The following is a 25,910-nucleotide window of genomic DNA, read 5'->3' as shown; positions in this document are numbered from 1 at the left end:
GGTTTCTTTTCTCTTCTTGCCATAATAAAAGGCCTCCTATGATTTTATTTTATCATAGAAGACCTATTTTTGCTTTTTACAGACTTTTTTTCATAGTCTCTGTGTATCAAAATGTCATTTTGAGTGTAGTTTTTCGTTTATAAAAAATAAGATAGACTCGCAACACTTCCGCAGCATCTGCCTGAAATACGGCAGATGCTTTTTTATTCACATCCACCGGAACAGCAGTTCCGACGGAAGCAGGAACAGATACGGAGCTGTCACTACTGCCAGCCACAAAGCCGATTTTCTTCCCTGTTCTTCCGACAGCCCGGCGCGTTTTAAAATGAATAAGTCGAACCGGTAAATGCAATATGCCGCCAGCAGGATTGCCACAACCACAATCAGAAACGACACCGCATTTTCAAAGGGGTTAAGGCCAAGGCCGTGGTTGATTGCCCGCAACGAATCCAGTTTACGGGAACTCGTAATCTTAAACGCGGCTAACAAAAACAGACTGCGCTAACTGCATTGTATCCGGGCCAACGTAACACTCACTTGCCCACAGCGTGGCAGGCCAGCACGATTCCCGCATACATGAGATCCGCGCGCAGTCCGGTAATCACTTCTTTGCCAGGTCTGCCTGTTTATCCTGTTCCGCCTTACGGATATCTTCCCGCATATCCTTGGCCAGGTTGAACGTCTGGAATTTCTCATCCGAGGGCAGCATCATGGTAAAGCTGTCCGTTTTATCCAGATACGCTTTCCCGTTCCCGATAGCCAGTTCCAGAATATGGCCGCCGTGTTTTTTATCATCCGAAATAAAATGGAAATGCCAGCCCGGCGTGTTCAGGCCGCCCATATAATTGGGGCAATACAGACCGACCAGCGTTCCTTCCATGTTTTTATGGGTAAACTCCGTCTGTTTTCCTTTCAGCGCCTCTACCAGCGTGGGGTACGGTTCCTGGCTGCCGTGTTCGCTGCGGAACAGGATGCTGGGGAACACGGTGTGCAGCTTTACTACATAAAAGCTGTTGGCCCCCTGCTCTTCCACAACTTTGTTTAAGCGTTCTTCCAGACCGGTTTTGTCAGCTACATCCGTAAGGTCTACCGCAATGTCTTTGTCAAAAAATGTCACGTTCGCGAAAGGCACGGTATCCTTGTCGTCCGCCACGACAACCCGTCCATCGCCCAGGGCCTGGTACACCGTACCGTCCAGCACAATCATTTCCCCGTTCAGTCCTTTGAACGTGCCGATGCCGGTATCCCCGCCCTTGCGGAGCTGCTTCACCGTAACCGTGCCGCCGAGATAACCCTGCGCCAGCGATTGCAGCAACGCCACCTGCCGGACGGTTTCCCTGTCTGCGGAGGCCGCGCTGCAAGTCGCGCCAAATACCATGGAAGCCGCTAAAGCTAAACCGATGTACTTATTTCTGAATGTCATTTTGTCTCCTCCTCTTTTAGAGCTCATAAAAACGCAACGACCCGTTTTCACCGTCTGGATTGACTGAAAATATCTTGTCTTTTTATTTAATCAGCGTACTTTTTCCCCTACTCTTTCCCCTACTCTTTCATTATTACTATTATTATATCAAAACAGCCGCAGAAAATAAATTCCGCAGCTGTTGAATAAAATATGAATTTGTTTGTAAGTAATGCAGCAGGAAAAGGCGCCGCACACAGTAATCAGGGGCGACTCTTTCAGCCCCTGCCGTTTTGTTTCAGGTTCCCTTACGCAAAATGTCCAAATAGTCTCTGTATGCAAAAGTCCGGTTCCTGCTTGCATTCTCCGTCTGCTTAAGTATCCCCGCGCCCACCAGTCTCTTTACCGCTGCAGATACCGTATTATAGGATACGCCAAGGGCTTCCGCTGTCTTGCCGATATCAATAATCGGATGGGATTCCAGATACGTAAGCAAAATCTGCGTATTCCCGGAAGCGCGTCCCATCCTGCTTACGGTTTCCCGGCTGCGCCTTTGCAGTTCCACAAGATCATCAATGGTAGTGATGGCGTCCAGGGCTGATTCATGAATCGCGGAAAGGAAGAAACAGATCCACTGTTCATAGTTGCCTTTATTTCTGACTCCCGTCATTCTGTCGTAATATTCCACACGGTTCTTTTTCAGGAAATAGGAAACATAGAGCGCCGGCGTCGTCAGCACCTTCTTTTCCATCATGAATAAGGTGATCAAAAGACGCCCGATCCTGCCATTCCCGTCAAGGAACGGATGGATCGTCTCAAACTGGTAATGTATTAGCGCAATCCTTACAAGATAATCCAGCGTATCGTCCCCGTTCATGTATTTTTCCAGATCGGACATGGCGTTTTCCATATCCTCCGGGTTAGGCGGAATATACCTGGCGGTTTTCAGGGTACTGCCCTCCCCGCCGATCCAGTTTTGGGAATGTCTGAACTCTCCGGGACGTTTCTCCCGTCCTCTCACGTTTTCCATCAGAATCCCATGGGTTTCCCTGATCAGCCTGTTGCACAACGGCAGCGTGTCCAGTCTTTTGATCGCATATTCCGTAGCCCTGATATAATTGACAACATCCGCCACATTCCGGTTCGTGTTTTTTTCGATCAACGGGTCAAGGACATCCTCCAGTGTTGCCTGGGTGCCCTCGATCTGCGAAGACATCAGCGCTTCTTTCCTCACATACATGGATACAAAAAGATCCATGTTTGGAATTCTGGCGGAAATAGCCTCAAGGGCTGCAATCGCACGGTTTGCTTTTACAAGAAGCGAAACCATCTCTCCATCCATTTCCAATTCCGGCTTTGGCGGCAACGGATTCGGAAGAAACGATTTGTATCCGGCTTCTCCTGTCAGATTTGTCCGGTATGTACCTGCCCGGTTCGTCATAACAATATCTCCATTCTAATTGAAATTACAGAATTATTATATCTCTTTTATTTCAAGTTTTCAACTAAAATTGAAATAACGCGGTAATTTTGGCAATCTTATTTCAAGTTCAGTGGTCTGACTTGAGTCCGGCGACGCCAATCGGGCATTTAATTCAAATTTGTTGTACGTAAAGTGATGCAGGCACAAAAAAACTTCGATTTGTATTACCATTATCATTATAACAAAACAGCCGCGGAAAATAAATTCCACAGCTGTTAAAGAAAATATGAATTTTGCCAAACCGTCCGCGGCAGCCCGACGGACGGCAACGCAGTGGCTGTTACGCCAGGGATGACAACACAGTGACAGTCACGCCAGGTAACCGAGATGCTCCAGCAAAATTTTGACGCCGAGCAGAATCAAAATGACCCCGCCGGCGATCTGCGCCGAATCTTCAAACCGGTTGCCGAACACGTTGCCGATTTTTACGCCTGCCGTGCAGAAGAAACATGGTTTTCATGGACATATCCGCGCCTTTTCCGTCCGCTTCGCATTCCTCTTTCTTAGCGAACCCTTCCTTCAGCACGATCCTTATCCACCCGCTGCAGATAAGTCTCGCCAATTAAGGTGATACCAGGATTGCTCCAGTCTGTTGATATCCCGCACGTAAAACGTGCTGACTACTCCATTACTAGTTCGACAATGTAACATAAAAAATCGTTTTTATCAAACAAAAATATTATAACGCTACATCCAATACCATCATCAGGGAAAAACCGGCCGCGAAAGACAGCGTCCCGATATGGGAATGTTCGCCCCGGCCCATTTCGGGGATCAGCTCTTCCACGACCACATATAGCATGGCACCGGCCGCAAAACTTAAAAAATACGGCAGGAACGGCGTTACATAACCGACGGCCAGAATGGTCAGGAAACCGCCGGCCGGTTCCACGACGCCGGAAAGAACGCCATACAGAAACGCCCTGCTGTCCTTTAACCCCTCCGCCCGGAGAGGCAGGGAGATAATTGCGCCTTCCGGGAAATTCTGGATTGCGATGCCCAATGACAGGGCCAGCGCTCCCGCCGATGTAATCCCGGCAGAAGAAGCCTCTGTCCCGGCCGCCAGCATTCCCGCATAAACCACCCCCACGGCCATCCCTTCCGGAATATTGTGCAGCGTAACGGCAAGCACCATTTTTACCGTGCGGGATAATGGGATTTCAGGGCCTTCTGATTCATTGCTTTCCCTGTGCAAATGGGGAATGACGTGATCCAGCAGTAACAGGAACAGGATGCCGGCCCAGAAACCGGCAAACGCCGGAAAAAATGCGTATTTCCCCAGACGGGCCGACTGTTCCATGGCGGGAATCAGCAGGCTCCATACCGAGGCGGCTACCATCACCCCGGCGGCAAATCCGGTAAACGCCCGCTCCAGTTTCCGGTTCAGCCCGCCCCGGATAAAAAACACACAGGCCGCGCCCAGGCTCGTCCCCGCCAGCGGGATCAGAAGCCCCTGTACAATTTCAATCGGCATGATACAATCACCCGGCATGACATAATCACCCTGCTCCGCAGTTTTCCAATATTATTCTCCGTTCCGCCCCTTCTTACTTCTCCGCCAGGACGGCGATCCACGGCTGACTCCTATGATGTACCGTCTTCACTTTTGTAAAGCCGGCGCTTTTCATGGCCTCTCCGATTTCTTCCGCGGTATACAGTTTCATGCCGTCGATCATCTTCTCAAACTTTTTGCCGGCTTCATCCTGTCCGTCCGATTCATTGACGACCAGGAAACAACCGCCCGGCTTCAGGATTCTGCAAACCTCCGCGAAACAGTTCCCGAGTCCCGGCCAGAAGTAAACCGTTTCAAACGCCGTCGCCAGATCGAAACTGCCGTCCGCAAAGTCCAGGGAGGACACGTCGCCCTGCCGGACAACACAGCGTCCTTTCAATACGTCGTCTTTGTTGTAGGCTGCCGTCTGCTGCACGGAAAGAGGGGAATAATCAATGGCCGTAACATGGGAACCGGGATATTTTTTCAGCAGTTCCGCCGCGTTTCTCCCGCCGCCACAGCCGATTTCCGCGATGCGTTCCGGCGCGGCCGCTTCCAACTGGCCCATGCCCCAGTCCGCCGTTTTCGCATGACCGAAATTCATGCCTTTTAGCATTAATTTTCCCAGAGTCCCTTCCGGTTTTCTTGTCTGGTTGATGCATTTCAAAAAAAGTCCCATGATTTCATTTTCTCCAAAAAGCCCCGCAGATTAGAGCGCAGTAACGGATTATATCTTCTTCGCACATTGTCAGCCACCACAGTTACCCTACGATAATAGCGCGAGCTAAAAACCAGTTAGCAATTGCTAACCGTTGATATAATAACAGAATCTAGTAAAGCTGTCAACAGGCAAGTAAATAAAACAGCCACGGAAGTTCCATGGCTGTTGAACTAAGGAAACACTGAATAAATGAGTTGTAACGGCTTCTGTCCTTCCGCATTTTGAGCAGACAAATTGTGCTTTCATACTATTAGACTCCGTAAAATTGCGCTTTATCCTGTCTATAACATCTATCATGATTTTGCATTCGGGCATGCCGGTCTTTATACAAAGTGAAACAAATTTAATCCGGTAACTTCTTCGTCCAGTCTCCTTCCTACATTGCCGGGCAAAACGCGAACGAATACTTCTCCTGTGGCGCCAATACTGCACTCATTTAAATGTCCGCCCAAAATCTGCATTTCTTTATTACAAAGGTTAATGTGCAAATGTATGTACACCGCTCCGTCTTTCTGAGTGATATTGCCCATGAGCGATGTAATCTCCATAGGGCCGTCCAGTTCCGTCTTATGATACTCCCGACGCCCTACGTCATATAAACCGATGACCGCGCGATCTGCTGCGCCGATTCCTTCCACGCTGGCCAGCGCAATCTGTTGCTTTTCGCACAACGCCTTCAGCGATGCAACGATTTCTTCCCCTTTATCCAGACGAACTACATACGTATCTCCAAACTTCTGAAATTCCATGATCCATTCCTCCCCTGAGAGTATTCCCGATTTCTATTACTATTATGACAAAACAGTAAGATTTATCGTATTTGCGTCACGAATCTATTTGATTTTCATGTTCTTACTACCTCCGTACAATTTCTTTCATAGCGATATTCTGTGTCTGAAAATGCAGCTTACCCATATGAAGCAAGTTCAATCAAATTACCGTCCGGATCACGCAGATAAATGCTTTGCATTTTCCCTTTTGCACCGTTGCGTTCCACAATGCCAGTAACCAGCGGCGCGTTTTTTCTTTTCAGCTCTGCCAGCACCGCTTCAATATCGTCTTCCGTTTCAAAACACAAGTCAAGGCTGCCTGGTAACGGATGGGCGGCAGCAGGCAAAAACTCTGCAGGACGTTTGTGTATATTAATCTTCTGCGAACCAAACCATAAAGAAAAACGCCCGGCTGTTTCTTTTTGCTTCATGCCCAGTATTTCTGTATAAAAATGCAGGCAGGCTTCCAGATTCTTTGTTGTGATTACAAAATGATCAATCGCTGAAACATGCATAAGCTCACGCCCCATTTCTTGAAAATTCGTCCGAATGTACTCGTATAAGTTTACTCACGCCGGTTCCATTCCAGCTTAAACTGTTTCTTGTCCACAATTATACCAAAACAACCGCAGAAAAATCTATGGCTGTATGAAAAACGGGAATCTATACCTTTTTAATAAAAAACAGCCGTAATACCACGGCTGTTAAAGAAAATGTGAATTACTGTATTGATTTTCCTAATTCATAGGCTTTGGTCAGTTCTTCCCTTCCCTCAGTGTCCCCCGGCTGCGCCACGTTTCCGCATAATACTTTCCCGATGCTTTTCCATCCTCCCTGCTTCTTCTGCGCCTTTTCGGAACGCTGCGGTAAGGGAAGAGGTGTTCCCATTCGGTCTGGGGCTGCCGTTTAAAATGATTATTTTTTTGCTCATGGAAATGGACCTCCGTCTTGATTTTTGGTTATAAGCATGGTAACATAAAGTCGTATTTTTTACAAGGAACAACATAGAATCATCGTCTCATTAAGTTAGATACTAATTTAAATGAAAGTAAAGGATTTTTATTATGAAACGGATTGCATTACTGATTGTTATCGTATTATTGGCTGCTGTGGTAATTAAAGGGCCGGATTCTCTGATCGGGCTGGCGAAAATGTCCCGTTCGGCTTCGGCCAACGATGGAAGCCTTCCCAATGTGACCGGCAAAGCCACCGGCGTTACCGGCAAAAAGGTACTGGTTGCCTATTTCAGCTGGGGCGGCAACACCCGGGAAGTGGCAAAGCGGATCCACGATAAAACCGGTGGCGATTTGTTTGAAATCAAAAAGGAAACGCCCTACCCGAAAGAATATAAACCTACCACGGATATTGGCAAACAGGAACGGGAACAGGATGCCCGCCCGAAGCTGGAAGGCCCGTTGCCCGATTTGAAACAGTATGATGTGATTGTGTTGGGCTACCCCATCTGGTGGTACATCGAGCCCATGCCGGTAAAGACTTTTGTAGAAGCGCAGGATCTGTCGGGCAAAACCATCCTTCCCTTTGCCACCAGCGGCGGAAGCGATATTACGGCCAGCGTGGAAGATTTGCGGAAAACACTGCCGAAGTCACAGGTAAAGGATGGGCTTCTGGCTAACATGACCGGCGGCATCGACAGCTGGCTGAAAGAAAACGGTCTGGTAAAATAAACCGGGCTGCAGCAAACAGCAAAATATAATTACATAAAAATTACATAAAAAAATACAGGACAGCTTTCATCCGGTTTGGGATACAGGCTCGTCCTGTTTTTTTGTTAAGGGACATGGATGCAGTCAGTCGTTAAAAGTGTCTCCCTTTCGGAAGGAATAGCCGTATACAACGACACGGAACAGCCAGTCAACAAACATGGCGTACCACACCCACAGCACATTTTTATGCCATACCTCCACAAACATGTACGCCAGTCCCACCCGGAATACCGCCATGGCGAAAACTGCCACTTTCATGGTAAAAGCCGCTTTTCCTACCGCGCGGTAATAATAAGGCAGCAGAAACGCCACCGGCCAGATGACCATAGCTGCGGAATGGGAAAAAATCAGTCCTTCCGCAAGGGTCGCAGAATGCGGCGACAAATTGTAACAGCTTACCCAGAAACTTCTGCCAAAAATCATAACGGCACAAATCACTGCCAAAAACGCGTAATTCAGATACAACAGGATTTTTGCATAATAATGAGCCTGTTCCGGTTTTCTTGCCCCGTAGCATTGTCCCACAATGGTGATCATCCCCGCGCCCAGGGCATTGCCCGGCAGGTACAGATACGTTGCCAGGTTTGAGGCCACCGCATAGGCGGCGATAGATGCGGTGCCCAAAGTGGATACCAGGCTTTGCAGCAAGATTTTCCCTAAATTGAACAGCCCGCTCTCCACACTGTTGGGAATACCTATGGACAATATTTTCCGGATGATGCTTCTGTCCGGTTGCAACTGGGAAACATCCTGTAAACGGATGTTGTTTCCGAAATGCTGAAGACAATATACCATGAACAAAGCTGCAACAGCTCTGGCAACCAACGTTGGCAGGGCAACGCCCACAACACCCATATGAAGCCCGAAAATACAGATTGCATTCCCGACGATATTAAGGATGTTCATTCCTAAAGAAGCCAGCATGGCCAGTTTTGTATTGCCCGCCGCCCGGAAGACGGCTGCCGAAGAATAGTAAATGGCAAGAAACGGGAACGAAGCCGCGGTAAACAGCATATATTTCACCGCGTCTTCCATAACCCTGCTTTCCACCTGTCCGAAGATCAGCGCCAGCAGATAATCTCCTTTTAATAAAAATACTGCAGACAGAATCATCATCAGTGACGTCGTAAGCAGTAGCAATTGCCCTCCGCTTTTGCTTGCCGATGCAAAATTGCCTCTGCCAATAAACTGAGCGCACACGACAGTGCCGCCGGCAGTCAGGGCGAACAGGACTTGTATCACCAGATAATTAACAGAGTCAACGAGGGACACGCCGGAAACGGTCGTTTCGCCTACATACGCCACCATCAGTACATCGACCATGCCTACCAGCACGGTCAGCAGCTGTTCCACCACCAGGGGCCACAACAGGCGGATCAGATCCTGTTTGCTGAACAGCAATTCCGAATCGGATTTTTTTGTAACATCATTCATTTCATTACGCATACAAGTCCGGTTCCTCCATATGACGGTTGCTATTTGTAAAAACATTTTCGGTTAAATCATACATCAGCAACTGCAAAAATCACACAACCCTTTTCTTCCATGCGCCGGAATGATAAAACAGCATCCCAACCCACAGCGGCGTAAAATTGGCCAGCGCATCTCCCAGCCAGAAGCCCATATATTTCATGTCCAGCACAATCCCAAACAAAACCGAAAGCCCCAGCCGCAGCACAATGCCATCAAATATGGCCGTGACAAAATTCACGCGGGAATTGCCGCTGCCGTTGATGAGCGCATTACTGCCGCTTCGTCCCGCACAGCTGAAAAAAGCTAAAATCGCAATGGGAATATACTCATAGCCAATCCGGATAACCGAGGGATCATCCGTAAAAATCCCGTAAACCTGTTCCGGGAAAAAATAAATGACCAGCGAAGCGGCCACAGCCACCACCGCCATAATCCGGTACACTGCAAACATAATCTGTCGCACCCGGTCATACTTTCCCGCGCCGATATTCTGCCCCACCATAGACGATCCTGCGGTGTTAATCGAATTTGACATCATGTTGACGGACATATTGATTTTGTTTGCAATGCCAGCAAACGCGGAAACCGCTACACCGAAAGAATTGATCCAGGAATTGACGAACATTTTGGAAAACTGGACCGCAGCGTTTTTAATCGCCATAGGAACGCCCAGCTTCAGCAGGGAGAGCAGCATCTCTTTTTCCGGATGGACAAACTGTCCAATGGTCAGCGATAAATGATACCGCTTCCGATTTTTGCAGATAAACGCGGCGCACAGCAGGAAGCTGACCCCCTGGCTGATAATGGTCGCCAGCGCCGCGCCCCGGGTGCCCATGCCCAGCTTCAAGACAAAAACAAGGTCCAGCGCAATGTTCAGCAGCGCCGCCAGGCTGATGAAATAAAAGGGGTGCTTCGCGTCGCCCATGCCACGCAAAATTGCGCTCACTGCATTATATCCGTAAACAAAAACAATACCGGCCATGGAAATGCCGGCATAGGACAAGGCCTCTGCGAACGCTTCCGGAGGCGTATGCATGAGTTCCATAATCTCCCGGCGGAACAGAAGCCCCAGCCCGGTGACACAACAGGCAAAACCAAGAAGCGCAGTACCCATGGTAGCCACAAAACGGCTCAGCTTATCGTGCTGCCTCGCGCCGATGTACTGGGCGATCAACACCTGTCCTGCGCTGGAAAAACCCATGGCGATAAACGTCATGCAGTTCATGATATCCCCGCCGACAGAAATCGCGGAAAGGCCCACCTTGCCCAGCGTCTGCCCTACGATGATCATATCCGCCATGTTGTAGACAATCTGCAGCAGGTGGGACAAGAACATGGGCATCGCAAACGTAATGAGCTGCCGGTTCACGTTTCCGGTTGTAAAATCCGCAACCAGTGTATGCGGGTGATGGTTCATGTGATGCATAGAAAGTACCTGTAATCCGTTGTAGCTCCTGAAAAATCCGGTATCTCTTTTATCCGATTCCTTGATTATTATAAATATTATACCATTTATCCCCTTCAAAAATGTACAGAAACAAGTTTTTTTTCTGCAAGGCTCCGTTCTGCCCATCCCGCACAGTAAATACTGCATTCAAACAGAAGGATCGTCGGAACCGCCATCATGATCTGGCTCAGTACATCCGGCGGCGTTAAAAGGGCGCTGACGATAAAACTCAGCAACACAGCAAAGCGCCGGCCGCGGCGCAGCGTGTCCGCATGCAGCACTCCCGCTTTCGCCGCAATGGTACAGGCTAAGGGCATTTCAAAAATCAGGCCGAAGGGTATCACAAAGCCCAGAAGGAAATTTACATAGCGGTCAATGGCAAACAACGGCATGGCCGTTCCCGCGCCCGCATATACAAAAAAACTCAGGGCAGATAAAAAGACGACACCGTAGCCAAAAGCAACGCCGGTTGCAAACAACAGGAGTGAGAATACCACCCAGCCAAGGGCCAGTTTCCTTTCCTCAGGGTACAGCGCCGGCCGCACAAAGGCCCATATCTGCCACAGCAGCACCGGGGCCGCCACGACATCCATCACCCGTTCGGGCCCGATATACAGGAGGAAAGCAAACACAACCGCAACCGCCGCGACACACCGGATCAGACGGCGACGCAGTTCTCCTACATGTTCCCAAACGTCCATATCCGTATTATTTTTCCGCAACTGCAGTTCCGGTGGGTTCATTTTCTTTCTCCGCGTTCTTATTCAGTTCCGCACGAAATTCCCGCAGGCTGGTGCCCAAGGCCTTGCCTAAACCGGCCACCCGGCTGCCGCCGAATAACACCAGCGCAATCAATATTTCCATTGGACACGCCGCCGGGTTTTGCTTCCACACTGCCTGCCGACGGCGCTGCACCGGCTTTCTTATCCCCGCTGACCGCATTGATGCCGCAGCCGCTAAGGAACAGGGTCAGCGCCCCTGCGCCGGTTACTTTCAGAAATTCTCTTCTGTCCATGCTTAACTCCCCTTTTTCTTTGTCTGAAGTTCGTAGCGCAGGTAATCAATCCGTTCCAGCGCTTTCTCTTTGCCGTGAATCGTGTCCAGCGTCCTGCTGCGTACTTTGTTCAACATCTTCAGACAGGCTTCCGCTGAATTCTCACCGTCCTGCCTCATGCGCAGGTAAGCCGCAATCTCCTCTTCCGCAAACCCGATATCCTGCAACGTCATCCACACACTCAGCTCTTCAATATCGCGGTCCGTAAACCGGTACGAATCCACTTGCCCGTGTTTTTCATTCCTGCCCTCTGCACCCGTTTTTTCCGCTGCGTAACACTGCAGCACGGCAAACGGGATCTTATATTTTTCACTCACTTCCGTAATCGTCATGCAATCCCTCCCTTTTACACACCCTTACAGGTCGTTCTATCTGTCCTTATTGTAAGAAACTGTTTTGTGAAAGTCTAATACCGGTTTATCATTAAAAGCCATGCTTCTCAGGCATGATGAGAAAAGTAAAAAAACGCCGACATACTGTCAGCGTTTCTTTGAGCTGTTTCCTTTAACGGATACTTTTCTGTTGCGCAAGCTAAAACAATCCTTATTTTCCCAGTCCGTTATCCTTCAGCCAGCCGTCGAGGCCGCTGGTCGAGTTAAGCAGGATACCGTCTTTCACCTGGGCTTTGGGCAGGGTTTTCCGCAAATCGTCTACGCTTCCTTCCACACCGCTGCCGCCGCTGGTAGCAAAAGGAAGGATCGTTTTGCCGGATAAATCCTGCGCTTCTACAAAGGTTTTTACAGCCATGGGCTCAATGTACCACCAGATAGGGTAACCCAGCAGGATTACATCGTACTGTTTCATGTCAGGCAGCGGTCCCGCCAGCTTAGGACGGACATTGTCTGCTTTTTCTTTTTTGCCGATATCGACGGTAGCATGATAATCGGCAGGATACGGCGTTGCCGTTTTGATTTCAAACAAATCGCCGCCGGTCTTTTGCTGTATGGTCTGCGCCACCTTGCGGGTAGCGCCGCCCCAGGAAAAATACGCTACCAGCACTTTTCCGTTTGCCGGCGCCGGAGCCGCTTCGGCCTTTTTGGTTACTGCCGCCGGTTTCGCGTCGCTTTTGGGCGCCTCCGCTTTTTTATCCCCGCCGCATCCCGCAAAGGAAACGCACAGACACAGCGCCATCAGGGTAAACATAATTCGTTTCAGCATAATTACACTCTCCTCCTCATTTTCAGCACACGGATTTCCATAATCCATCAGTTCCTTTTCTCCCAACCAAAATGAATTGCGTCAAATTTGCAGACTGCCTTGCAATCGCCGCAGGAAATACATTCATGGTCGCCTACGGTTTTCGTGTCCATCTTGCAGACGCGCATACAGGCATTACAGTGCACGCATTTGGTTGCATCCACCTTAACAGACAGCAACGCAATTTTATTGAAAAAGCCGTAAATCGCTCCCAGCGGACAAATAAAACGGCAGAAAGGCCGGAACATAATCACTGCAAACACAAGCACTATCGCCAGAATGGCAAAGCGGTAATTAAAAATCATGTAGGAACGGATGCTTCCTCCCATGGAAAGCGTCATTAGGAAATTGGAAAATGGCATATTGGGACACACATACTGACAAAAAACCATGATACGCCGTCCTCCCATGGAAAAGCCCAAGGGGATGACAATCACACACAGTGCCAATACAACATATTTTAAATAACTGAGACGTTGGGTCCATTCGCTCTTTTTGATTTTTGGCACAGGAATTTTATCCAGCAAATCCTGCAACAGCCCGAAGGGACAAAGCCAGCCGCAGATGAACCGCCCGAAGGCCAGTGCCAGTAAAAGCAGCCAGCACAATATGCGGATGGGCAGGTTACGCAGTCCGTCTGCAAATAGCTGCTGCATAAAATTCAACGGACAGCCTGCCACTGACGCGGGACAGTACCGGCAATTCAGTCCCGGCACGCAAAATTCACTGTTAATATATTTTGCCGGAATATCGCTGATAAGATTACAGTTGTACAAAATGGCCGAGCACAACTGTGTCAGACGACGCGTAAGCATAATGAGCCGCTTTTCCTTACGCCCACTGACCGGCCCAGGTTTTCAGTTCGCTTGCAGAAGCACTGCTGCTGAAGCGTTTGCCATTCAAAACCTTAGCGCCTTTAGCCAGTTTCTGCATATTCGCCGGGGCATCCCCCAGACCGCTGCCGCCGGACGTGGCAAAAGGAATTACAGTTTTGCCTGTAAAATCGTAGCTCTCCATGAACGTGTCAATGATAGAAGGTTCCCGGTACCACCATACAGGGAAGCCTACAAACACTACGTTGTACTGAGACATATCCGCCACTTTAACGCCAATGGCCGGACGGGAACTGCGATCGTTCATCTCCACGGAACTGCGACTGTTCTTGTTCTGCCAGTTCAGATCCGCGCTCGTATAAGGCGTTTCCGGTTTAATCTCGAATAAGTCTGCTCCAATAGCTTCTGACATAGTCTTCGCAACGTTTGCTGTAGTTCCGCTTGCGCTGAAATACGCTACCAATGTTTTATTCATACTGTTATCCCTCCTGTAACACTAAACTCTACGCTTTCCTAAAGAAACGAATTCACTGTTTCCTAAATACTTTCAATTTATTATATCACAACGTTAGCCTGCGTAATAAAGCAGAAGAAATTATTTCATTTCTTTCCACCAGGGGCCAAACGTTTCCGTGTTCTCCCCGATGACCGCCGCTTCCCCGATACGGGGCGTCAGCAGTTGGTAAGATTTTGTTTTACTCTCTTCTGCCAGCCGGATGTACGGTTCGTCCCAGGGGTGGCGGGCCAGTGCAAACTTGCCCCCGTGACAGGGAAGCACTGCTTTTGCCCTTAAATCTTCTCCCGCCTGGGCAGTTTGATCCGGATGCATATGAATCTTCGGCCAGTCCTTGTTGTACTGTCCGTTTTCCAAAATGGCAAGGTCGAAGCCGCCAAAGGTCTGCCCGAATTCTTTAAACTCTTTGGTGTATCCTCCGTCGCCGCTGTAAAACACCTTGCGGCCCGGGGTAATAAACGCATACGAACAGGCTTCCGACTGGTTCTGGTTCAGGAACCGCCCGGTAAAATGCTGGGCCGGAAGGATGTGCACGGTCAACTGTTCCGACAGCCTGACTGGTGTGTACCAGTCTTCCTCCGTCACCCTGTCCATGTCGAAGCCCCAGTATTCAAAGTGTTCCCCGATGCCCAAAGGCACTACGATTTTTTTGATTTTCGCCTGCAGCGCCATCAGGGTTGGATAATCCAAATGGTCCCAGTGATCGTGGGAAATGACCAGCAAATCGATTTCCGGAATGTCCTCCGCCGTATAGACGTTGCTTCCCGCAAACGCTTTGTTAATGAAAGGCAGCGGAGAAGCCCAGTTGCTGAAGACGGGATCAATCAGGATCCGGTTCCCGCCCAGCTGCAGATAAAACGTGGAATGTCCCATCCAGACCACAGCGTCCTGCTTCGGATCCAGTTTGTGCAAATCCGTTTTCTTGGAAACCATGGGTTCCGTGGGCACCAGCCGTTCCGACGTGCCGCCGAACAGAAAACGCATAGTTGCTTCGAACTGGCTTGTCTCCACCGCTTTTTCCACCGGCGTGATGGACCAGAACCGCCCCTTATAATAATGAGGCGACTGCTGTATCCTCTCCAACCGTTTCCCGGTGGGAGTCCGGCCAAACTCCGGCCGCCGGCTGTAAAAATATACGCCGATGGCAAGAGCCAACACTAATACCAATACAATTTTCAGAACAAGTTTCATAAACATTACCTGCTATACTATGCTACTTTCTTTTAATCCACGGAAACCATACGGTAATGGCGTTTCCCAACATTTAGTTTTTCAGCAAACTCCAGCACGTTGACGCTGTGGTGTTTTTCCCAGGCCATACGGGTCGCTTCATCCTTTGCCGCGCCAAATTCAAAATCCACACAGGCCTGATCTACCGCTACCGGATCCAGGGAAGCAAGGATGCCTACGCTTTTACGGTTCTGTACATTCACGCATTTGTCTTCCGCTTTAAAAGCGTCCAGCACGTTGATAAACGCCCAGCGCCCTTTCTTATAATCCATGGCCGCTTTGGCCGCGTCCGCAAAACACCGGGCCGTAGTATCATCGTCGGCCCACTGGTACGTTTTGTCGTTTTTGCCCGCGCTGTGGATCAGCGCTTTTCCGGAAAGAGAACCGAGGGACAGGGAAATATTTTTGATATTACCGCCCAGTTGGGGAATATAATGCGTTTTAAAGCGATGCACTGCCACAAAGGTATCGTAGTTTTGGATATGGGATCCGGTACGGGTAAATTTCAGGTGATTGCCGTTCTGCACCGGCATGTCAATATCCCCGTCCGCATCCAGCACATCTACCGGCCCGACTTTTGTAAAGCCGTGCTTTTCCGCCATGGCGTAATTCCCTTTTGCTGTATTACGCGGCGCCGTGAAACCGTTTGTGTCCACAAACGTACCCTGCGTTTCCTTTACAAGCTCTGTCATCAGGGCCGGATCCAGGTACTGTTCCCCTTCGGCGCCAAAGGATACCTTGATGGCGACTTTCCCCTTCTTTTCCTGCCCCAGCGCCTTATACACTTTCATCAGGCCATTAGCCGAAATATCTTTTGTAAAATAGACAACGGGCGCATTTTTGTCATCCGTCAAAAAACGCAGCGGCCGGTTGTTGACTACCGGTTTAATGTAATTCACAACAGCTTTTGCGGCAGCAGGTTTCACGTCTTTCACCTCTGCGGTTTTCTTTTCGGCGCTGCAGCCGGTAAACGCCAGCGTAAGTGTAGCCGCTGTCAATATCATCGCCAGTTTTTTCAACATAACAATCCCCCCATTACACTAATAGGCAAAGATCCTAACGCATTGCCTCCCTGTAAAGGAAAGCATGAGTGCAGTCTGCAATTCATTCTTTCACTTTCTCCGCAGTCTGCTTTCGCAACTGGAACAGCTGGTAATCAATGTAATCTAATTTTTCTGCCGCCTTATGATATTCATCAAGAGCCTGTCGGCGCTCCCGCTCCAGTGTACGGATTTCAATCTGTCTGTTTACATTATCCATATTCTCATTTCCTGTTTCATATTTTGGAAGCAGTTTGCTTCTTACAGGTTATTGTATGGGAATCGCCAGGAAATGTCTAATGCTTAACAATTATAATCCGGTATGCCTTTTGTCTATTCCTTTCCTTCTCCGTATTCTTTTTGCAGTTCGGCCAGCAACAGCGACGCCACGGGGGTAAACACCTGATATTTTTTCCAGATGATTTTCATTTCCGAAGCAGGCACGTCTGTCAGCGGCACAAAAACTACATCGCTTCCTTTACCGGTATAGGCCAGCTTATCATAGGCAATCGCGTAGCCTAGACCCTCCCTGACAAAAATCGATGCGTTAAAGAACAGATTGTAGGTTGCCACAATGTTCAGGCGGTCCAGCTTTTCCCCGAACCATGCAGGAAAATTCTGTTCTACATTCTGCCTGGAACAAATCAGAGGCAGGTCATATAAATCCGCAAGGCACAGCGACTTTTTCTCCGCCAGCGGATCATCCTTCCGCATGAAGACGCCCCACGCATCTTGTGCGGGAATGTCCAGATGATTATATTTCAGCGGATTCATGTACTCCATGACCAGCGCGAAATCCAGAATGCCCTTATCCAGTTTTTCCGTTATGTCCTCACTGTTGCCACTGGTAATGTTGCAGCGGATGCCGGGATGCAGCTCCTGCACCCGTTTCAGCGCCCGGGCAAAATACTTCAGGGAATCTGATTCCGGACAGCCGATAAAAATCTCGCCGCCCATGGTATCGTCCAGCATCTTGAATTCAGATTCGGTCTTATCTACCAGATTCAGAATATCTTCTGCCCGTTTGCGCAGCAACAAACCGGCTTCCGTTAACCGCAGGGCATAATTGGTACGGATAAACAGCTTTTTCCCCAGTTCCTCTTCCAGATCTTTTAGCTGGCGGGACATGGTGGGCTGGGTCACATGCAACCGTTCGGCGGCACGGGTTATGTTCCCTTCCCGCGCGGTTTCCAGAAAATAACGCAGTACCCGGATTTCCATGATAGCGCCTCCTTATTTGCTCTTTCCTGTGCTTTTGTAAGCCCTTTATACTGTTTTCATAACAAAAGAAACTCTTTCCTGTATAAGTATAGCACAACTATAGGCTATAAGCATATCTGACTTTGCTACTGTGACGGAATTTTCATGCACAAAAATAGATGAAAAGCATATCTGGAAATAAACAATAAGTATTAGACATGTCCAAGCGCTGTTTTTATAATACAAAGCAGGAATCGTATTCAAAATCTAAAATGGAATCGACAGGGAGGAAAAACAGTATGAAAGAGAAAATGTTGGAAGGAAAAGTAGCCATCGTATCCGGCGCAAGTTATGGCATGGGCGAAACCATGGCCGAACTTTTTGCAAAAGAAGGCGCAAAAGTTGTTATGACCGCCCGGGGCAAAGAAAAACTGGACGCTGCGGTCAACCGGTTGAAAGAACAGGGACTGGAAGTTACCAGCGTGGTAGCGGACAATAAAAACCTGGAAGATGTTAAAAATGTAATTCAAACTGCTCTGAGGGTTTACGGCGATCTTGATATTGTCATCAACAATGCGGCCATCGGCGAACAGAAAATGATCGACGAAACGGATGACGAATGGCTGGAGCATGTTTATCAGACCAATGTCTTCGGCCCGTTCCGTTTTATCCGGGAAGCATTGAAAGTCTTCCTGCCCAAAAACGAAGGCTGCATCATCAACATTTCTTCCGTCAACGGCGACCGTCCTTTCTGCGGGGCGTCCTATACTTCCTCTAAAGGCGCAATCAATACGCTGACCAAAAACGTAGCCATGCGTCTGATTAACACCAACATCCGCATTAATGCCGTGGCTCCGGGCGCTACCGTAACGCCCGCCCATCTGGCAAACAAAGCAGGCGAACAGCCCGGCGGCGCAAAGATGCTGGAGTTCAGCAAACACTTCGTGTATTTCCCCGGACCGGAATGCGACCCCATGGACCAGGCCAATGCCTGCCTCTTCCTCGCTTCCGACATGGGCAAACATGTAAAAGGACAGGTCATCCAGGTCTGCAACGGTGCCTTCCTGTAATTTTACGGACACGTAATTCCTTATGTGATGAATCTATAAGAGTATGTATTGAAAAAAGTTTGTGTTGAGAAAAATGCAATCCCTGCCTGCCGCTGATCAAAACTACAGCGACAGACAGGGATTTTGTATTGGTAAGAAAAACAAATAATTATACTCTGCTCAGTATAAAGGCGGTGAAATCTTTTCCGGTTTCAGTCCGGTATGAGGACTCAAATAGTATTCCAGCGTAATGTCCGGATTTGCTTTGATAACCATGTTAATCAGTTCTTCCACTTTTTCTTCCTGCTCGATAACCAGAACCAAAGGCTTCTCCGCACCGTACTCCACTCTGATTATGAAAACAGGAAACGTTTTATTCAGTAACCGATTTATCTTAAAAACATGTCTTTCATTTCCACTTCCGGATGCCTGTACTGGTTTTCCTTTTTAATCTTGTGCCCGTTTACCAGCATGCCGCCATGGGGACACGCATGCACACAGGCCATACAATGTGCGCAATCGGAGCCTGTTACCGCTTTTTGATTCTTCAACGTTATGTTATGCGCCGGGCAGATGCGGACGCAAATACCGCAGCCGACACAATGATCCGGATCAACGGAAACGGCAAAACGTTTCATCCCCAACTTTTTAACGAAACCGCTTGCCATAATCTTTCCCACAAACGACGGCTTCATCAGCGAGGTGTCAACCTTTCGGTCTGCGACTGCCTGCGCCGTTTCTTTTACCACCTTCGCCTCGCCGTCCAGCTTATGGTAATCATACGTCACTTCATTTTTCCAGGTTGCCGTACTGTTGGCAATCATATAGGAGACACGCCCGTAACTTAACTTACAGCCACGCACTTTCAGAATTTCCCGCAGATGATAAAGGGAAACACCAAAAGAACCGCCACATGTCGCCACGCCGTAAAAATAGGTGTCAGGACGAAGTTGCGCGGTTTGCAGATATTCCTCCAACGGTTGGGGAATATCCCCAAAGTACACAGGAAACACTATACCGATTTTTGCTTCCCGTGTCAGATCAAACGCATCCGGTTCTTCCTGCAGCCGGATCAGCGGTACCGCCCTGTCATTCAGAACTGCCGCCAGTTTTTCTGCCACACTGTACGAATTACCGGTGCCGGAAAAATAAATAATCATACGCTCACATCCTCTTTACATTTCACATCAGACCGGTTTTATCAAAAATAAAAAACAATGATTTTCATTTCCGGTTTTCATTTCCCCAATCGCAAAGCTTATCCAGTACTTTGACAAGAGAATGCCCCCGCTCGGTCAGCGAATACTCAACCTTGGGAGGAATCTGCGGATACACCTTACGCATGATCAGGTCATCGGCTTCCAGTTCTTTCAGGTTCTGACTGAGGGTCTTATCCGCCACCTTTTGCAGATACCGCTGCATTTCATTAAACCGGACCGGTTCATACTCCATCAGGCAGTACAGGATGACCGGTTTATACTTCCCTGAAATCAGGGAAAGGGTGTAGCTGTATCCGGTTTCGTTAAAATTTGCCTCTTCAATCCTCTTTCTTTCCATTTCTTACCTCCGGGTAAGTACCTAACTTAAATGTTGGTACTTGTTACATTTCCCGTTTCATGGTATCATACCGAACAGGAAAAAGCAATATGCAAAGGAGCTGAATGAAATGGCAAAAAAAATCGTAATCTTAAATGGCAGTCCCCGGAAAAACGGCAATACCGCTTCGCTGACCGCCGCGTTTAAACGGGGCGCGGAAGAAGCTGGCCATACCGTGACGGAATTTTTCCCGGCGCATATGAAAATCAACGGATGCCTCGGCTGCTGGAAAGGCGGAAAAGACGCGGCGCATCCCTGTGTACAGCGCGACGATATGGAAAAAATCTATCCGCTTTACAAAGAAGCGGACATTGTCGTGCTTGCTTCCCCTCTTTATTACTGGTTCATTTCCGGGTTTTTGAAAAACACGTTTGACCGGCTGTTTGCCATTGCAGAAGCCAATCCGAACTATGAGAACCCCAAAAAATTAACCGCGCTGATCATGGCGGCGGAAGGCGACGAATTCCAGGAAAGCGAATTCTGGTACGACCATCTGGAACGCCACATTGGCTGGAAAAGCATCGGAAAAGTATTATGCGGCCATGTAGCGCAGCCCGGGGACACGAAAGGGAAACCGGAGCTGGAAAAAGCATATAATCTTGGAAAATCAATCAAGTAAAAAAGTATAATCCAAAACCTCTATCCGGTCACTTCAGTGACCGGATTTTTTTCGCAACTCCAGTCGTGGCGCGGTTTTCCAGCCTGCTTTCTGTTAATATATATAGACAGTCTTATTTATCTGTCTCCAGATAGTATATCTTTCGTTAATTTTATTGCTTTGTCGGGGAAAGCTGCCACTGAGGCGACGCGTTAAAATCAGGGTTTTTATATAAGGGAAAGAAAAAAGCCCGCATCCTGACCATGCGGGCTTTATAATTTTGCCTATGGCACTCTCATCTGCCTTCCAGTTTCTGTTCAATCACTTCTTCCGGTCCGTCCGGCAGAAGTCCGTTCACTTCGTCAACATCCCCCATTGCAACATGTTTGAAATACCGTTTCGTCTCGGCTACCACCACGCCGCTTAACGCCAGCAGGGCGATCAGGTTGGGAATCGCCATGAGGCCGTTGACAATATCCGCCAGCACCCAGATTGCCTCCAACTTCAGGAAAGCGCCTAAGGCTACCAGCACAATAAAAATGATACGGTATGGAAGAATGGCCTTCACGCCGGCCAGATAAACGATGCAGCGTTCCCCGTAATAATTCCAGCCCAAAATAGTGGTGAAAGCAAACAGCACCAGACCCACCATCAGCACGATTTTCCCGGCTTCCGGATAACCCTGCATGAAAGCCGCCTGGGTCAGCGCCGCCCCGTTCAGGTCGCCCTTCCACAGCCCGGATACCACAAGGGTGAGACCGGTAAGGGTACAGATGATGATCGTGTCGATAAAGGTGCCTGTCATGGAAACCAGCCCCTGCTCCGCCGGCCATTTTGTCTTAGCCGCAGCGGCCACAATGGGTGCAGAGCCCAGGCCGGACTCATTGGAGAATACGCCACGGGCAACACCGGACCGCATGGCCAGCATAACGCTCGCCCCGGCAAAGCCTCCGGCCGCCGCCGTCGGCGTAAACGCGCAGCGTAGCACTTCCATCACTGCGGCGGGCACTTTGTCAATGAACATGAGCAGGAAACCGACCGTCGCAACAAAATAAATCACAGCCATTGCCGGAACGATTTTGCTGGCAACGGAGGCAATGGACTGAAGGCCGCCGATGGTTACCGCGGCAACCGCCAGCGTGAGAATCACGGCCGTATACATGGGGTCGAGCCCGATAGAAAGCTTTGTAATATCCACAATGGAATTCACCTGGGCAAAGGTACCGATGCCGAAATAGGCAACCAGCACGCCCGCTGCCGCGAAAAACACAGCCAGCGGTTTCCACTGCCTGCCCATGCCGTTTTCAATATAAAACATGGGGCCGCCGGCAATTTCGCCGTGTTCGTCCACGCCACGGTATTTCACAGCCAGCAACCCCTCCGCGTATTTGGTCGCCATGCCGAAGAACGCAGCCACCCACATCCAGAACAGCGCGCCGGGGCCGCCGGCTTTCACAGCCGTAGCCACGCCGACAATGTTACCGGTTCCGATGGTGGCGGCAAGGGCCGTGCACAACGCACGGAACGACGAGGTGTCCCCTTCGCCCTGGCTCTTTGCTTTAAAAATAAGCCCTAACGCTTTGGGCAGTCTCGCAACCTGCAAGAATCCCAGACGCAGACTCAGAAAAACACCGGTCCCCACCAGCAGCACAAGCAGCGGCGGTCCCCAGACAAAACTGTCAATTTCGTTCAACAACTCCAGATTCATGGTTTCTCCTCCAAGGGTACAAAATAAAAAAACTTACCTCCAACTGCTCCGGAGATAAGTTCGCAAATCAAAATAACAGGAAACATCCTGAAATCTTTCTCTGTCCTTTTGCCTGAGAGATAAGAAAGCCGCGTAAGCTTCCGTGCACCTTCGGCGCCCGTACCGGAAACGACTGAACCGCGTTCCCGTGCCGGGACTCTCCAGAGTCGTGTCCCCTTATGGTTCCGCTTTTTACAGCGCCTGAGAGTTTAGCTCCTTCGGCAGGCTTGCGCCGTTCTCCCACAAGATTCATCCACCTTTGTTCAGTTGTACGACAGTCTTTATTATACACGTTTTTTCAGTAAATGCAAGTGTAAATCATATTGAACAGGAAAACTCCGTACCCCGCTGTACTTTTATAACCTCGTATCGTTCCTTAAGGCTGGCTTCGCCCTGGGTTGCCAGCTCCACATAACCACAGATGCATTTGATGCACAGGCCGGTTTATTTCAGCAGCGCCTCGATATCTTTCTCCATATCTTCCGGCGCAGCAGTGGGTTCAAAGCGCTTTACCACATTGCCTTCCCTGTCGATCAGGAATTTTGTAAAGTTCCACTTGATGCCGTCCCCTTCCAGATACTCCGGGAAGTTTGCCTTCAGCGCTTCTTCCAGTTTGCCGGCAATAGGATGGTTCATGTCAAAACCTTCAAAGCCTTTTTCTTTTGTTAAAAACTTAAACAACGGCTGCGCTGTTTCGCCCCTCACGTCGCCTTTTTCAAAAATCTGGAAGGTGACCCCGTAATTGAAGCGGCAGAACTGTTCAATCGCTGCGTTTCCTTCCGGATCCTGTTCCGCGAACTGGTTGCAGGGGAACCCCAAAATTTCCAGCCCCTGCCCTTTGTATTTCATATACAGATCCTGCAGTCCCTTGAACTGGGGAGTAAAACCGCATTTGCTGGCCGTGTTGACGATAACCAGTACTTTCCCTTTATAATCCGCCAGCGACTTTTCCTTACCCTGGCTGGTCTTTACCGTAAAATCATATACGCCCATAATCATTCCCTCCTTTATGTGTCTTGTCTTTTCATATTTCTGTTCTCGTCTGTTTCCTTAATATAGCGCAATCCTTTTCACTGTTTTTATAATCCCAGCAGCGCATCCAGCTTCGCCTTGTCAAAGCTCACAACAAAATCATCGTTCCCGTCCACGGTGGTAACGGGCACAATCAGATCGCCGGAAATCTTGTAGCATTCGTCCCGGTCTTCTTCGCTCAGTTCGATGTTGTGTTCTTCAAATTCCACATTTTTGGATTTCAGATATTTTTTTACCTTCTCGCACCAGGGACAGGTCGTAATCGAATACACTTTTACCATTTTTGGTTTCCTCCTGATTCAATACTATCGTTTCCAATTCTTTGAAACTGAAAAAGATTTGCTTTTTCGCTTTCTGTTTTACTCACTGAAACACTTCTGCATCACTTTGATCCGGTTCATCCCTGTCGCATCTTGCTCAGGTACTGTTCCGCCAAGAGCGCCGCCGTAGTCCCGTCTGCCGCAGCCGTTGTCAGCTGACGGATCTCTTTCACCCGCACGTCCCCCGCCGCAAATACGCCCGGCAGGTTCGTCCTGCAGTCTTCGCCCGCGATGATCCGCCCGTTTTCGTCCATCTCCACCTGGCCTTTAAACAGTTCCGTGTTGGGGATCACGCCAATGTTTACGAAGATACCGTCCACCGCCACTTCCTGTTCTTTGCCGGTGGTTTTGTCAATCACTGTCACCGTTTCCAGCTTTCCATCCCCATGCAGTGATTCAATTTCCGTGTTCAGGCAGATGGTGGCTTTTTCATTCTTTTTCAGCCGTTCCTGGGAAACAGTATCCGCTTTTAACTGGGACCGGTGGATCAGCAGCAGCTTTGATGCATATTTGGTGAGGAAATTGGCCGCGTCCACGGCCGCGTTGCCGCCGCCCATCACCGCAATCACCTTGTCCTGATACATATGCCCGTCGCAGAGTTCGCAGTAATGCACACCCCGCCCGGCATATTTCGCCTCTTCCGGCAGGGGGAGCTTGCGGCGATCCATACCGGAAGCGATGATCACCACATCCGCTTCGTAGATGCACCCTTCCGTTTCCACAATCTTCGGTGATTTGGTCAAATCTACGCGTTCAATCGGATCAAATTCATCCACCTCGGCGCCGAAAGATTCCGCCTGCTGCTGCACCGTCGCAATGAGGTCCCCGCCGGCAATCACCTTATGACCGGGATAATTCTCAATCCCTGTGGCATTGGCGATCTGTCCGCCCACCAGCGCGTTTTCCAATACCAGCACAGAGAGATTCATGCGCCCGGCATATAAAGCGGCCGTCAGGCCTGCCATACCCGCTCCGATAATAATAATATCCTTCTTTTTAATTTCTTTCGCCATGGAATCCCTCCCTGCCTTTTATTCTTACATTTATTGTAACATAGTTGTCACTGTCAAATTTTGATTTTTGTATGAAACCTTGGCTCGCTATTTTCTTTCCAGCTTCTCATATTTAAAGTTGCCGCCTACGCCGAAGTGGATCACCCATTCCGGTTTTACGGAAATCGGGATCCAGTACCCAAAGGCAACGCCAAAGGCGCCGTCGTACGTAATATAAACCGGTTTACCCTTATCTACTGCTTCATTCAGGCGGCAGCCCCGGTGGTCTTCCGGCCTGCCCACGGCAGAACACTTGATGCCGGGCTTTAATCCCATGGCTTCCGCTTTTTTGTTTACCGCGATAATCTCCCGGCTCTTCTGGGTAATCATTACCGGTTCGGGAAAATCCCCCACATTAACTGAAACGCATTGATGATTTCCTGATTTGTCATTTTTACATCCTCCTTTAAGCTAATAATTATCATGGATTTGCCATCACTAAAAATTATGATTGAACCCTATAGAAAAACCAAATGCATTGTGTCCCGGATTATTCGTTTTCATGCCGTTTGAGCTGTGGCTGAACATATATCCCAGACTGAAAGAATTATTCTTCGTATATTTCCAAACAAGACGGGGACCGGCGCGCCACATGAATCCCCAGGGACGTCCCTGCGCCGGAAATGCTTTGCTATAAATCAGGAAAGAGCCGGAAACCTCCAGAGCCCCGTACAGTTTACCGCTAACAGGACGTTCCCAGCGAATCATGCAGGCAGGACCCAACCCCACCGCATTACTGTCACGATAAATACTATCATCGGTCGTATAACCATCAGGACGGATTAGGGTAATTCCCCTGTGGAACGTGAGTCCTGCGTGTTCATGTGCCTTTTGGAAAACATGAATCGTATAATCATTAATGTAACGGTCAGAAAATCTATGATGCCTCAAATATTCCACCTGGATCTCTGCATTCTTTGCCATAGCACAACAGTT

32 protein-coding genes, 1 pseudogene and 1 riboswitch are annotated in these 25,910 nt (G+C 49.1%); of the genes and pseudogenes, 3 read left to right on the top strand and 30 right to left on the bottom strand.

What is annotated here, in order from left to right; all coding sequences use genetic code 11:
• Positions 1-207: 207 nt before the first annotated feature.
• The 9 genes and pseudogenes from ACZOWY_RS03090 to ACZOWY_RS03050 form a co-directional block, all read right to left on the bottom strand.
• On the bottom strand, positions 208-489 hold the full coding sequence (locus ACZOWY_RS03090; protein WP_484392772.1) for a hypothetical protein: 282 nt from the start codon (positions 487-489) through the stop codon (positions 208-210).
• A 112-nt stretch (positions 490-601) separates the two neighbouring features.
• Entirely contained in the window at positions 602-1,423 is an 822-nt protein-coding gene (gene budA / locus ACZOWY_RS03085; RefSeq protein WP_484392771.1) for an acetolactate decarboxylase, read from the bottom strand.
• Between the two features lie 277 nt (positions 1,424-1,700).
• A complete protein-coding gene (locus ACZOWY_RS03080) occupies positions 1,701-2,843 on the bottom strand; it encodes a Fic family protein (RefSeq protein WP_484392770.1) in 1,143 nt (380 codons plus the stop codon).
• A 351-nt stretch (positions 2,844-3,194) separates the two neighbouring features.
• A pseudogene (locus tag ACZOWY_RS03075) lies at positions 3,195-3,329 on the bottom strand (manganese efflux pump); the annotation flags it as partial.
• A 235-nt stretch (positions 3,330-3,564) separates the two neighbouring features.
• Positions 3,565-4,359, bottom strand: coding sequence for a ZIP family metal transporter (locus ACZOWY_RS03070; RefSeq protein ID WP_484392768.1), 795 nt, complete (start codon positions 4,357-4,359; stop codon positions 3,565-3,567).
• A gap of 73 nt (positions 4,360-4,432) precedes the next feature.
• The gene (locus tag ACZOWY_RS03065; protein WP_484392767.1) at positions 4,433-5,056 is read right to left on the bottom strand and encodes a class I SAM-dependent methyltransferase; all 624 of its coding nucleotides are present in this window, start codon (positions 5,054-5,056) and stop codon (positions 4,433-4,435) included.
• Positions 5,057-5,421: 365 nt separating this feature from the next.
• Positions 5,422-5,847 (bottom strand): PPC domain-containing DNA-binding protein, encoded by a 426-nt coding sequence (locus ACZOWY_RS03060; protein ID WP_484392765.1) that lies wholly within the window; start codon positions 5,845-5,847, stop codon positions 5,422-5,424.
• Between the two features lie 158 nt (positions 5,848-6,005).
• Positions 6,006-6,383 carry a VOC family protein gene (locus ACZOWY_RS03055; RefSeq protein WP_484392762.1) on the bottom strand — a complete coding sequence of 126 codons (378 nt, stop codon included), beginning with the start codon at positions 6,381-6,383 and terminating at the stop codon, positions 6,006-6,008.
• 257 nt (positions 6,384-6,640) lie between these two features.
• Positions 6,641-6,799, bottom strand: coding sequence for a hypothetical protein (locus ACZOWY_RS03050; RefSeq protein ID WP_484392760.1), 159 nt, complete (start codon positions 6,797-6,799; stop codon positions 6,641-6,643).
• 133 nt (positions 6,800-6,932) lie between these two features.
• On the opposite strand from ACZOWY_RS03050, the gene ACZOWY_RS03045 reads away from it, so the two are divergent.
• Complete coding sequence (locus ACZOWY_RS03045) at positions 6,933-7,553, top strand: flavodoxin (protein ID WP_484392758.1); 621 nt, start codon at positions 6,933-6,935, stop codon at positions 7,551-7,553.
• Between the two features lie 123 nt (positions 7,554-7,676).
• On the opposite strand, the gene ACZOWY_RS03040 is transcribed toward ACZOWY_RS03045, so the two are convergent.
• The 12 genes from ACZOWY_RS03040 to ACZOWY_RS02985 form a co-directional block, all read right to left on the bottom strand.
• Positions 7,677-9,038, bottom strand: a complete 1,362-nt coding sequence (locus ACZOWY_RS03040; RefSeq protein ID WP_484392754.1) for an MATE family efflux transporter — start codon at positions 9,036-9,038, stop codon at positions 7,677-7,679.
• A 79-nt stretch (positions 9,039-9,117) separates the two neighbouring features.
• Positions 9,118-10,482: an MATE family efflux transporter gene (locus tag ACZOWY_RS03035; protein WP_484392751.1), complete on the bottom strand. Its 1,365-nt coding sequence runs from the start codon at positions 10,480-10,482 to the stop codon at positions 9,118-9,120.
• Between the two features lie 104 nt (positions 10,483-10,586).
• On the bottom strand, positions 10,587-11,255 hold the full coding sequence (gene tatC, locus ACZOWY_RS03030; RefSeq protein WP_484392748.1) for a twin-arginine translocase subunit TatC: 669 nt from the start codon (positions 11,253-11,255) through the stop codon (positions 10,587-10,589).
• Entirely contained in the window at positions 11,221-11,376 is a 156-nt protein-coding gene (locus ACZOWY_RS03025) for a twin-arginine translocase TatA/TatE family subunit (RefSeq protein WP_484392747.1), read from the bottom strand. The genes tatC and ACZOWY_RS03025 overlap by 35 nt, the downstream gene beginning before the upstream one ends.
• Before the next feature lie 153 nt (positions 11,377-11,529).
• The gene (locus ACZOWY_RS03020; protein WP_484392742.1) at positions 11,530-11,898 is read right to left on the bottom strand and encodes a MerR family transcriptional regulator; all 369 of its coding nucleotides are present in this window, start codon (positions 11,896-11,898) and stop codon (positions 11,530-11,532) included.
• Between the two features lie 211 nt (positions 11,899-12,109).
• Positions 12,110-12,724, bottom strand: coding sequence for a flavodoxin (locus tag ACZOWY_RS03015; protein ID WP_484392737.1), 615 nt, complete (start codon positions 12,722-12,724; stop codon positions 12,110-12,112).
• 47 nt (positions 12,725-12,771) lie between these two features.
• A complete protein-coding gene (locus tag ACZOWY_RS03010; protein WP_484392734.1) occupies positions 12,772-13,419 on the bottom strand; it encodes a 4Fe-4S binding protein in 648 nt (215 codons plus the stop codon).
• A gap of 175 nt (positions 13,420-13,594) precedes the next feature.
• Positions 13,595-14,071, bottom strand: coding sequence for a flavodoxin (locus ACZOWY_RS03005; RefSeq protein WP_484392729.1), 477 nt, complete (start codon positions 14,069-14,071; stop codon positions 13,595-13,597).
• 120 nt (positions 14,072-14,191) lie between these two features.
• On the bottom strand, positions 14,192-15,307 hold the full coding sequence (locus ACZOWY_RS03000) for an MBL fold metallo-hydrolase (protein WP_484392725.1): 1,116 nt from the start codon (positions 15,305-15,307) through the stop codon (positions 14,192-14,194).
• Between the two features lie 26 nt (positions 15,308-15,333).
• Complete coding sequence (locus ACZOWY_RS02995) at positions 15,334-16,362, bottom strand: DUF362 domain-containing protein (protein WP_484392721.1); 1,029 nt, start codon at positions 16,360-16,362, stop codon at positions 15,334-15,336.
• Positions 16,363-16,444: 82 nt separating this feature from the next.
• The gene (locus tag ACZOWY_RS02990) at positions 16,445-16,600 is read right to left on the bottom strand and encodes a hypothetical protein (RefSeq protein ID WP_484392719.1); all 156 of its coding nucleotides are present in this window, start codon (positions 16,598-16,600) and stop codon (positions 16,445-16,447) included.
• A gap of 113 nt (positions 16,601-16,713) precedes the next feature.
• Positions 16,714-17,601, bottom strand: a complete 888-nt coding sequence (locus ACZOWY_RS02985; protein ID WP_484392717.1) for a LysR family transcriptional regulator — start codon at positions 17,599-17,601, stop codon at positions 16,714-16,716.
• A 278-nt stretch (positions 17,602-17,879) separates the two neighbouring features.
• On the opposite strand from ACZOWY_RS02985, the gene ACZOWY_RS02980 reads away from it, so the two are divergent.
• Complete coding sequence (locus tag ACZOWY_RS02980) at positions 17,880-18,650, top strand: SDR family NAD(P)-dependent oxidoreductase (RefSeq protein WP_484392715.1); 771 nt, start codon at positions 17,880-17,882, stop codon at positions 18,648-18,650.
• A 159-nt stretch (positions 18,651-18,809) separates the two neighbouring features.
• On the opposite strand, the gene ACZOWY_RS02975 is transcribed toward ACZOWY_RS02980, so the two are convergent.
• The 3 genes from ACZOWY_RS02975 to ACZOWY_RS02965 form a co-directional block, all read right to left on the bottom strand.
• Complete coding sequence (locus tag ACZOWY_RS02975; protein ID WP_484392711.1) at positions 18,810-18,977, bottom strand: hypothetical protein; 168 nt, start codon at positions 18,975-18,977, stop codon at positions 18,810-18,812.
• Between the two features lie 41 nt (positions 18,978-19,018).
• Positions 19,019-19,789 (bottom strand): EFR1 family ferrodoxin, encoded by a 771-nt coding sequence (locus ACZOWY_RS02970; RefSeq protein WP_484392709.1) that lies wholly within the window; start codon positions 19,787-19,789, stop codon positions 19,019-19,021.
• 64 nt (positions 19,790-19,853) lie between these two features.
• The gene (locus tag ACZOWY_RS02965; protein ID WP_484392707.1) at positions 19,854-20,186 is read right to left on the bottom strand and encodes a winged helix-turn-helix transcriptional regulator; all 333 of its coding nucleotides are present in this window, start codon (positions 20,184-20,186) and stop codon (positions 19,854-19,856) included.
• Between the two features lie 109 nt (positions 20,187-20,295).
• Between ACZOWY_RS02965 and ACZOWY_RS02960 the strand changes: the two genes are divergently transcribed.
• The gene (locus tag ACZOWY_RS02960; RefSeq protein WP_484392706.1) at positions 20,296-20,844 is read left to right on the top strand and encodes a flavodoxin family protein; all 549 of its coding nucleotides are present in this window, start codon (positions 20,296-20,298) and stop codon (positions 20,842-20,844) included.
• 274 nt (positions 20,845-21,118) lie between these two features.
• On the opposite strand, the gene ACZOWY_RS02955 is transcribed toward ACZOWY_RS02960, so the two are convergent.
• The 6 genes from ACZOWY_RS02955 to ACZOWY_RS02930 all read right to left on the bottom strand — a co-directional run bounded on the left by ACZOWY_RS02955 (position 21,119) and on the right by ACZOWY_RS02930 (position 25,898).
• Positions 21,119-22,531, bottom strand: a complete 1,413-nt coding sequence (locus ACZOWY_RS02955; RefSeq protein ID WP_484392704.1) for an alanine/glycine:cation symporter family protein — start codon at positions 22,529-22,531, stop codon at positions 21,119-21,121.
• Positions 22,532-22,621: 90 nt separating this feature from the next.
• Positions 22,622-22,745: riboswitch (glycine riboswitch) on the bottom strand.
• 269 nt (positions 22,746-23,014) lie between these two features.
• Entirely contained in the window at positions 23,015-23,563 is a 549-nt protein-coding gene (locus ACZOWY_RS02950) for a glutathione peroxidase (protein ID WP_484392702.1), read from the bottom strand.
• 86 nt (positions 23,564-23,649) lie between these two features.
• On the bottom strand, positions 23,650-23,883 hold the full coding sequence (locus ACZOWY_RS02945) for a glutaredoxin family protein (RefSeq protein WP_484392699.1): 234 nt from the start codon (positions 23,881-23,883) through the stop codon (positions 23,650-23,652).
• Positions 23,884-23,999: 116 nt separating this feature from the next.
• The gene (locus ACZOWY_RS02940) at positions 24,000-24,935 is read right to left on the bottom strand and encodes an NAD(P)/FAD-dependent oxidoreductase (RefSeq protein WP_484392697.1); all 936 of its coding nucleotides are present in this window, start codon (positions 24,933-24,935) and stop codon (positions 24,000-24,002) included.
• 87 nt (positions 24,936-25,022) lie between these two features.
• Entirely contained in the window at positions 25,023-25,304 is a 282-nt protein-coding gene (locus tag ACZOWY_RS02935) for a hypothetical protein (RefSeq protein ID WP_484392694.1), read from the bottom strand.
• A 108-nt stretch (positions 25,305-25,412) separates the two neighbouring features.
• Complete coding sequence (locus ACZOWY_RS02930; RefSeq protein ID WP_484392693.1) at positions 25,413-25,898, bottom strand: acyloxyacyl hydrolase; 486 nt, start codon at positions 25,896-25,898, stop codon at positions 25,413-25,415.
• Positions 25,899-25,910: the final 12 nt, after the last annotated feature.

The organism is Succiniclasticum sp. (assembly GCF_056977735.1).
This window is presented reverse-complemented; position numbering and strand designations above follow the sequence as displayed.

Excerpts from the sequence above, each read along its gene's own strand:
- budA (WP_484392771.1), bottom strand. The coding sequence starts at position 1,423 with ATGACATTCAGAAATAAGTACATCGGTTTAGCTTTAGCGGCTTCCATG.
- ACZOWY_RS03080 (WP_484392770.1), bottom strand. The coding sequence starts at position 2,843 with ATGACGAACCGGGCAGGTACATACCGGACAAATCTGACAGGAGAAGCC.
- ACZOWY_RS03070 (WP_484392768.1), bottom strand. The coding sequence starts at position 4,359 with ATGCCGATTGAAATTGTACAGGGGCTTCTGATCCCGCTGGCGGGGACG.
- ACZOWY_RS03065 (WP_484392767.1), bottom strand. The coding sequence starts at position 5,056 with ATGGGACTTTTTTTGAAATGCATCAACCAGACAAGAAAACCGGAAGGG.
- ACZOWY_RS03060 (WP_484392765.1), bottom strand. The coding sequence starts at position 5,847 with ATGGAATTTCAGAAGTTTGGAGATACGTATGTAGTTCGTCTGGATAAA.
- ACZOWY_RS03055 (WP_484392762.1), bottom strand. The coding sequence starts at position 6,383 with ATGCATGTTTCAGCGATTGATCATTTTGTAATCACAACAAAGAATCTG.
- ACZOWY_RS03050 (WP_484392760.1), bottom strand. The coding sequence starts at position 6,799 with ATGAGCAAAAAAATAATCATTTTAAACGGCAGCCCCAGACCGAATGGG.
- ACZOWY_RS03045 (WP_484392758.1), top strand. The coding sequence starts at position 6,933 with ATGAAACGGATTGCATTACTGATTGTTATCGTATTATTGGCTGCTGTG.
- ACZOWY_RS03040 (WP_484392754.1), bottom strand. The coding sequence starts at position 9,038 with ATGCGTAATGAAATGAATGATGTTACAAAAAAATCCGATTCGGAATTG.
- ACZOWY_RS03035 (WP_484392751.1), bottom strand. The coding sequence starts at position 10,482 with ATGAACCATCACCCGCATACACTGGTTGCGGATTTTACAACCGGAAAC.
- tatC (WP_484392748.1), bottom strand. The coding sequence starts at position 11,255 with ATGAACCCACCGGAACTGCAGTTGCGGAAAAATAATACGGATATGGAC.
- ACZOWY_RS03025 (WP_484392747.1), bottom strand. The coding sequence starts at position 11,376 with ATGGAAATATTGATTGCGCTGGTGTTATTCGGCGGCAGCCGGGTGGCC.
- ACZOWY_RS03020 (WP_484392742.1), bottom strand. The coding sequence starts at position 11,898 with ATGACGATTACGGAAGTGAGTGAAAAATATAAGATCCCGTTTGCCGTG.
- ACZOWY_RS03015 (WP_484392737.1), bottom strand. The coding sequence starts at position 12,724 with ATGCTGAAACGAATTATGTTTACCCTGATGGCGCTGTGTCTGTGCGTT.
- ACZOWY_RS03010 (WP_484392734.1), bottom strand. The coding sequence starts at position 13,419 with ATGCAGCAGCTATTTGCAGACGGACTGCGTAACCTGCCCATCCGCATA.
- ACZOWY_RS03005 (WP_484392729.1), bottom strand. The coding sequence starts at position 14,071 with ATGAATAAAACATTGGTAGCGTATTTCAGCGCAAGCGGAACTACAGCA.
- ACZOWY_RS03000 (WP_484392725.1), bottom strand. The coding sequence starts at position 15,307 with ATGTTTATGAAACTTGTTCTGAAAATTGTATTGGTATTAGTGTTGGCT.
- ACZOWY_RS02995 (WP_484392721.1), bottom strand. The coding sequence starts at position 16,362 with ATGTTGAAAAAACTGGCGATGATATTGACAGCGGCTACACTTACGCTG.
- ACZOWY_RS02990 (WP_484392719.1), bottom strand. The coding sequence starts at position 16,600 with ATGGATAATGTAAACAGACAGATTGAAATCCGTACACTGGAGCGGGAG.
- ACZOWY_RS02985 (WP_484392717.1), bottom strand. The coding sequence starts at position 17,601 with ATGGAAATCCGGGTACTGCGTTATTTTCTGGAAACCGCGCGGGAAGGG.
- ACZOWY_RS02980 (WP_484392715.1), top strand. The coding sequence starts at position 17,880 with ATGAAAGAGAAAATGTTGGAAGGAAAAGTAGCCATCGTATCCGGCGCA.
- ACZOWY_RS02970 (WP_484392709.1), bottom strand. The coding sequence starts at position 19,789 with ATGATTATTTATTTTTCCGGCACCGGTAATTCGTACAGTGTGGCAGAA.
- ACZOWY_RS02965 (WP_484392707.1), bottom strand. The coding sequence starts at position 20,186 with ATGGAAAGAAAGAGGATTGAAGAGGCAAATTTTAACGAAACCGGATAC.
- ACZOWY_RS02960 (WP_484392706.1), top strand. The coding sequence starts at position 20,296 with ATGGCAAAAAAAATCGTAATCTTAAATGGCAGTCCCCGGAAAAACGGC.
- ACZOWY_RS02955 (WP_484392704.1), bottom strand. The coding sequence starts at position 22,531 with ATGAATCTGGAGTTGTTGAACGAAATTGACAGTTTTGTCTGGGGACCG.
- ACZOWY_RS02950 (WP_484392702.1), bottom strand. The coding sequence starts at position 23,563 with ATGGGCGTATATGATTTTACGGTAAAGACCAGCCAGGGTAAGGAAAAG.
- ACZOWY_RS02945 (WP_484392699.1), bottom strand. The coding sequence starts at position 23,883 with ATGGTAAAAGTGTATTCGATTACGACCTGTCCCTGGTGCGAGAAGGTA.
- ACZOWY_RS02940 (WP_484392697.1), bottom strand. The coding sequence starts at position 24,935 with ATGGCGAAAGAAATTAAAAAGAAGGATATTATTATTATCGGAGCGGGT.
- ACZOWY_RS02935 (WP_484392694.1), bottom strand. The coding sequence starts at position 25,304 with ATGATTACCCAGAAGAGCCGGGAGATTATCGCGGTAAACAAAAAAGCG.
- ACZOWY_RS02930 (WP_484392693.1), bottom strand. The coding sequence starts at position 25,898 with ATGGCAAAGAATGCAGAGATCCAGGTGGAATATTTGAGGCATCATAGA.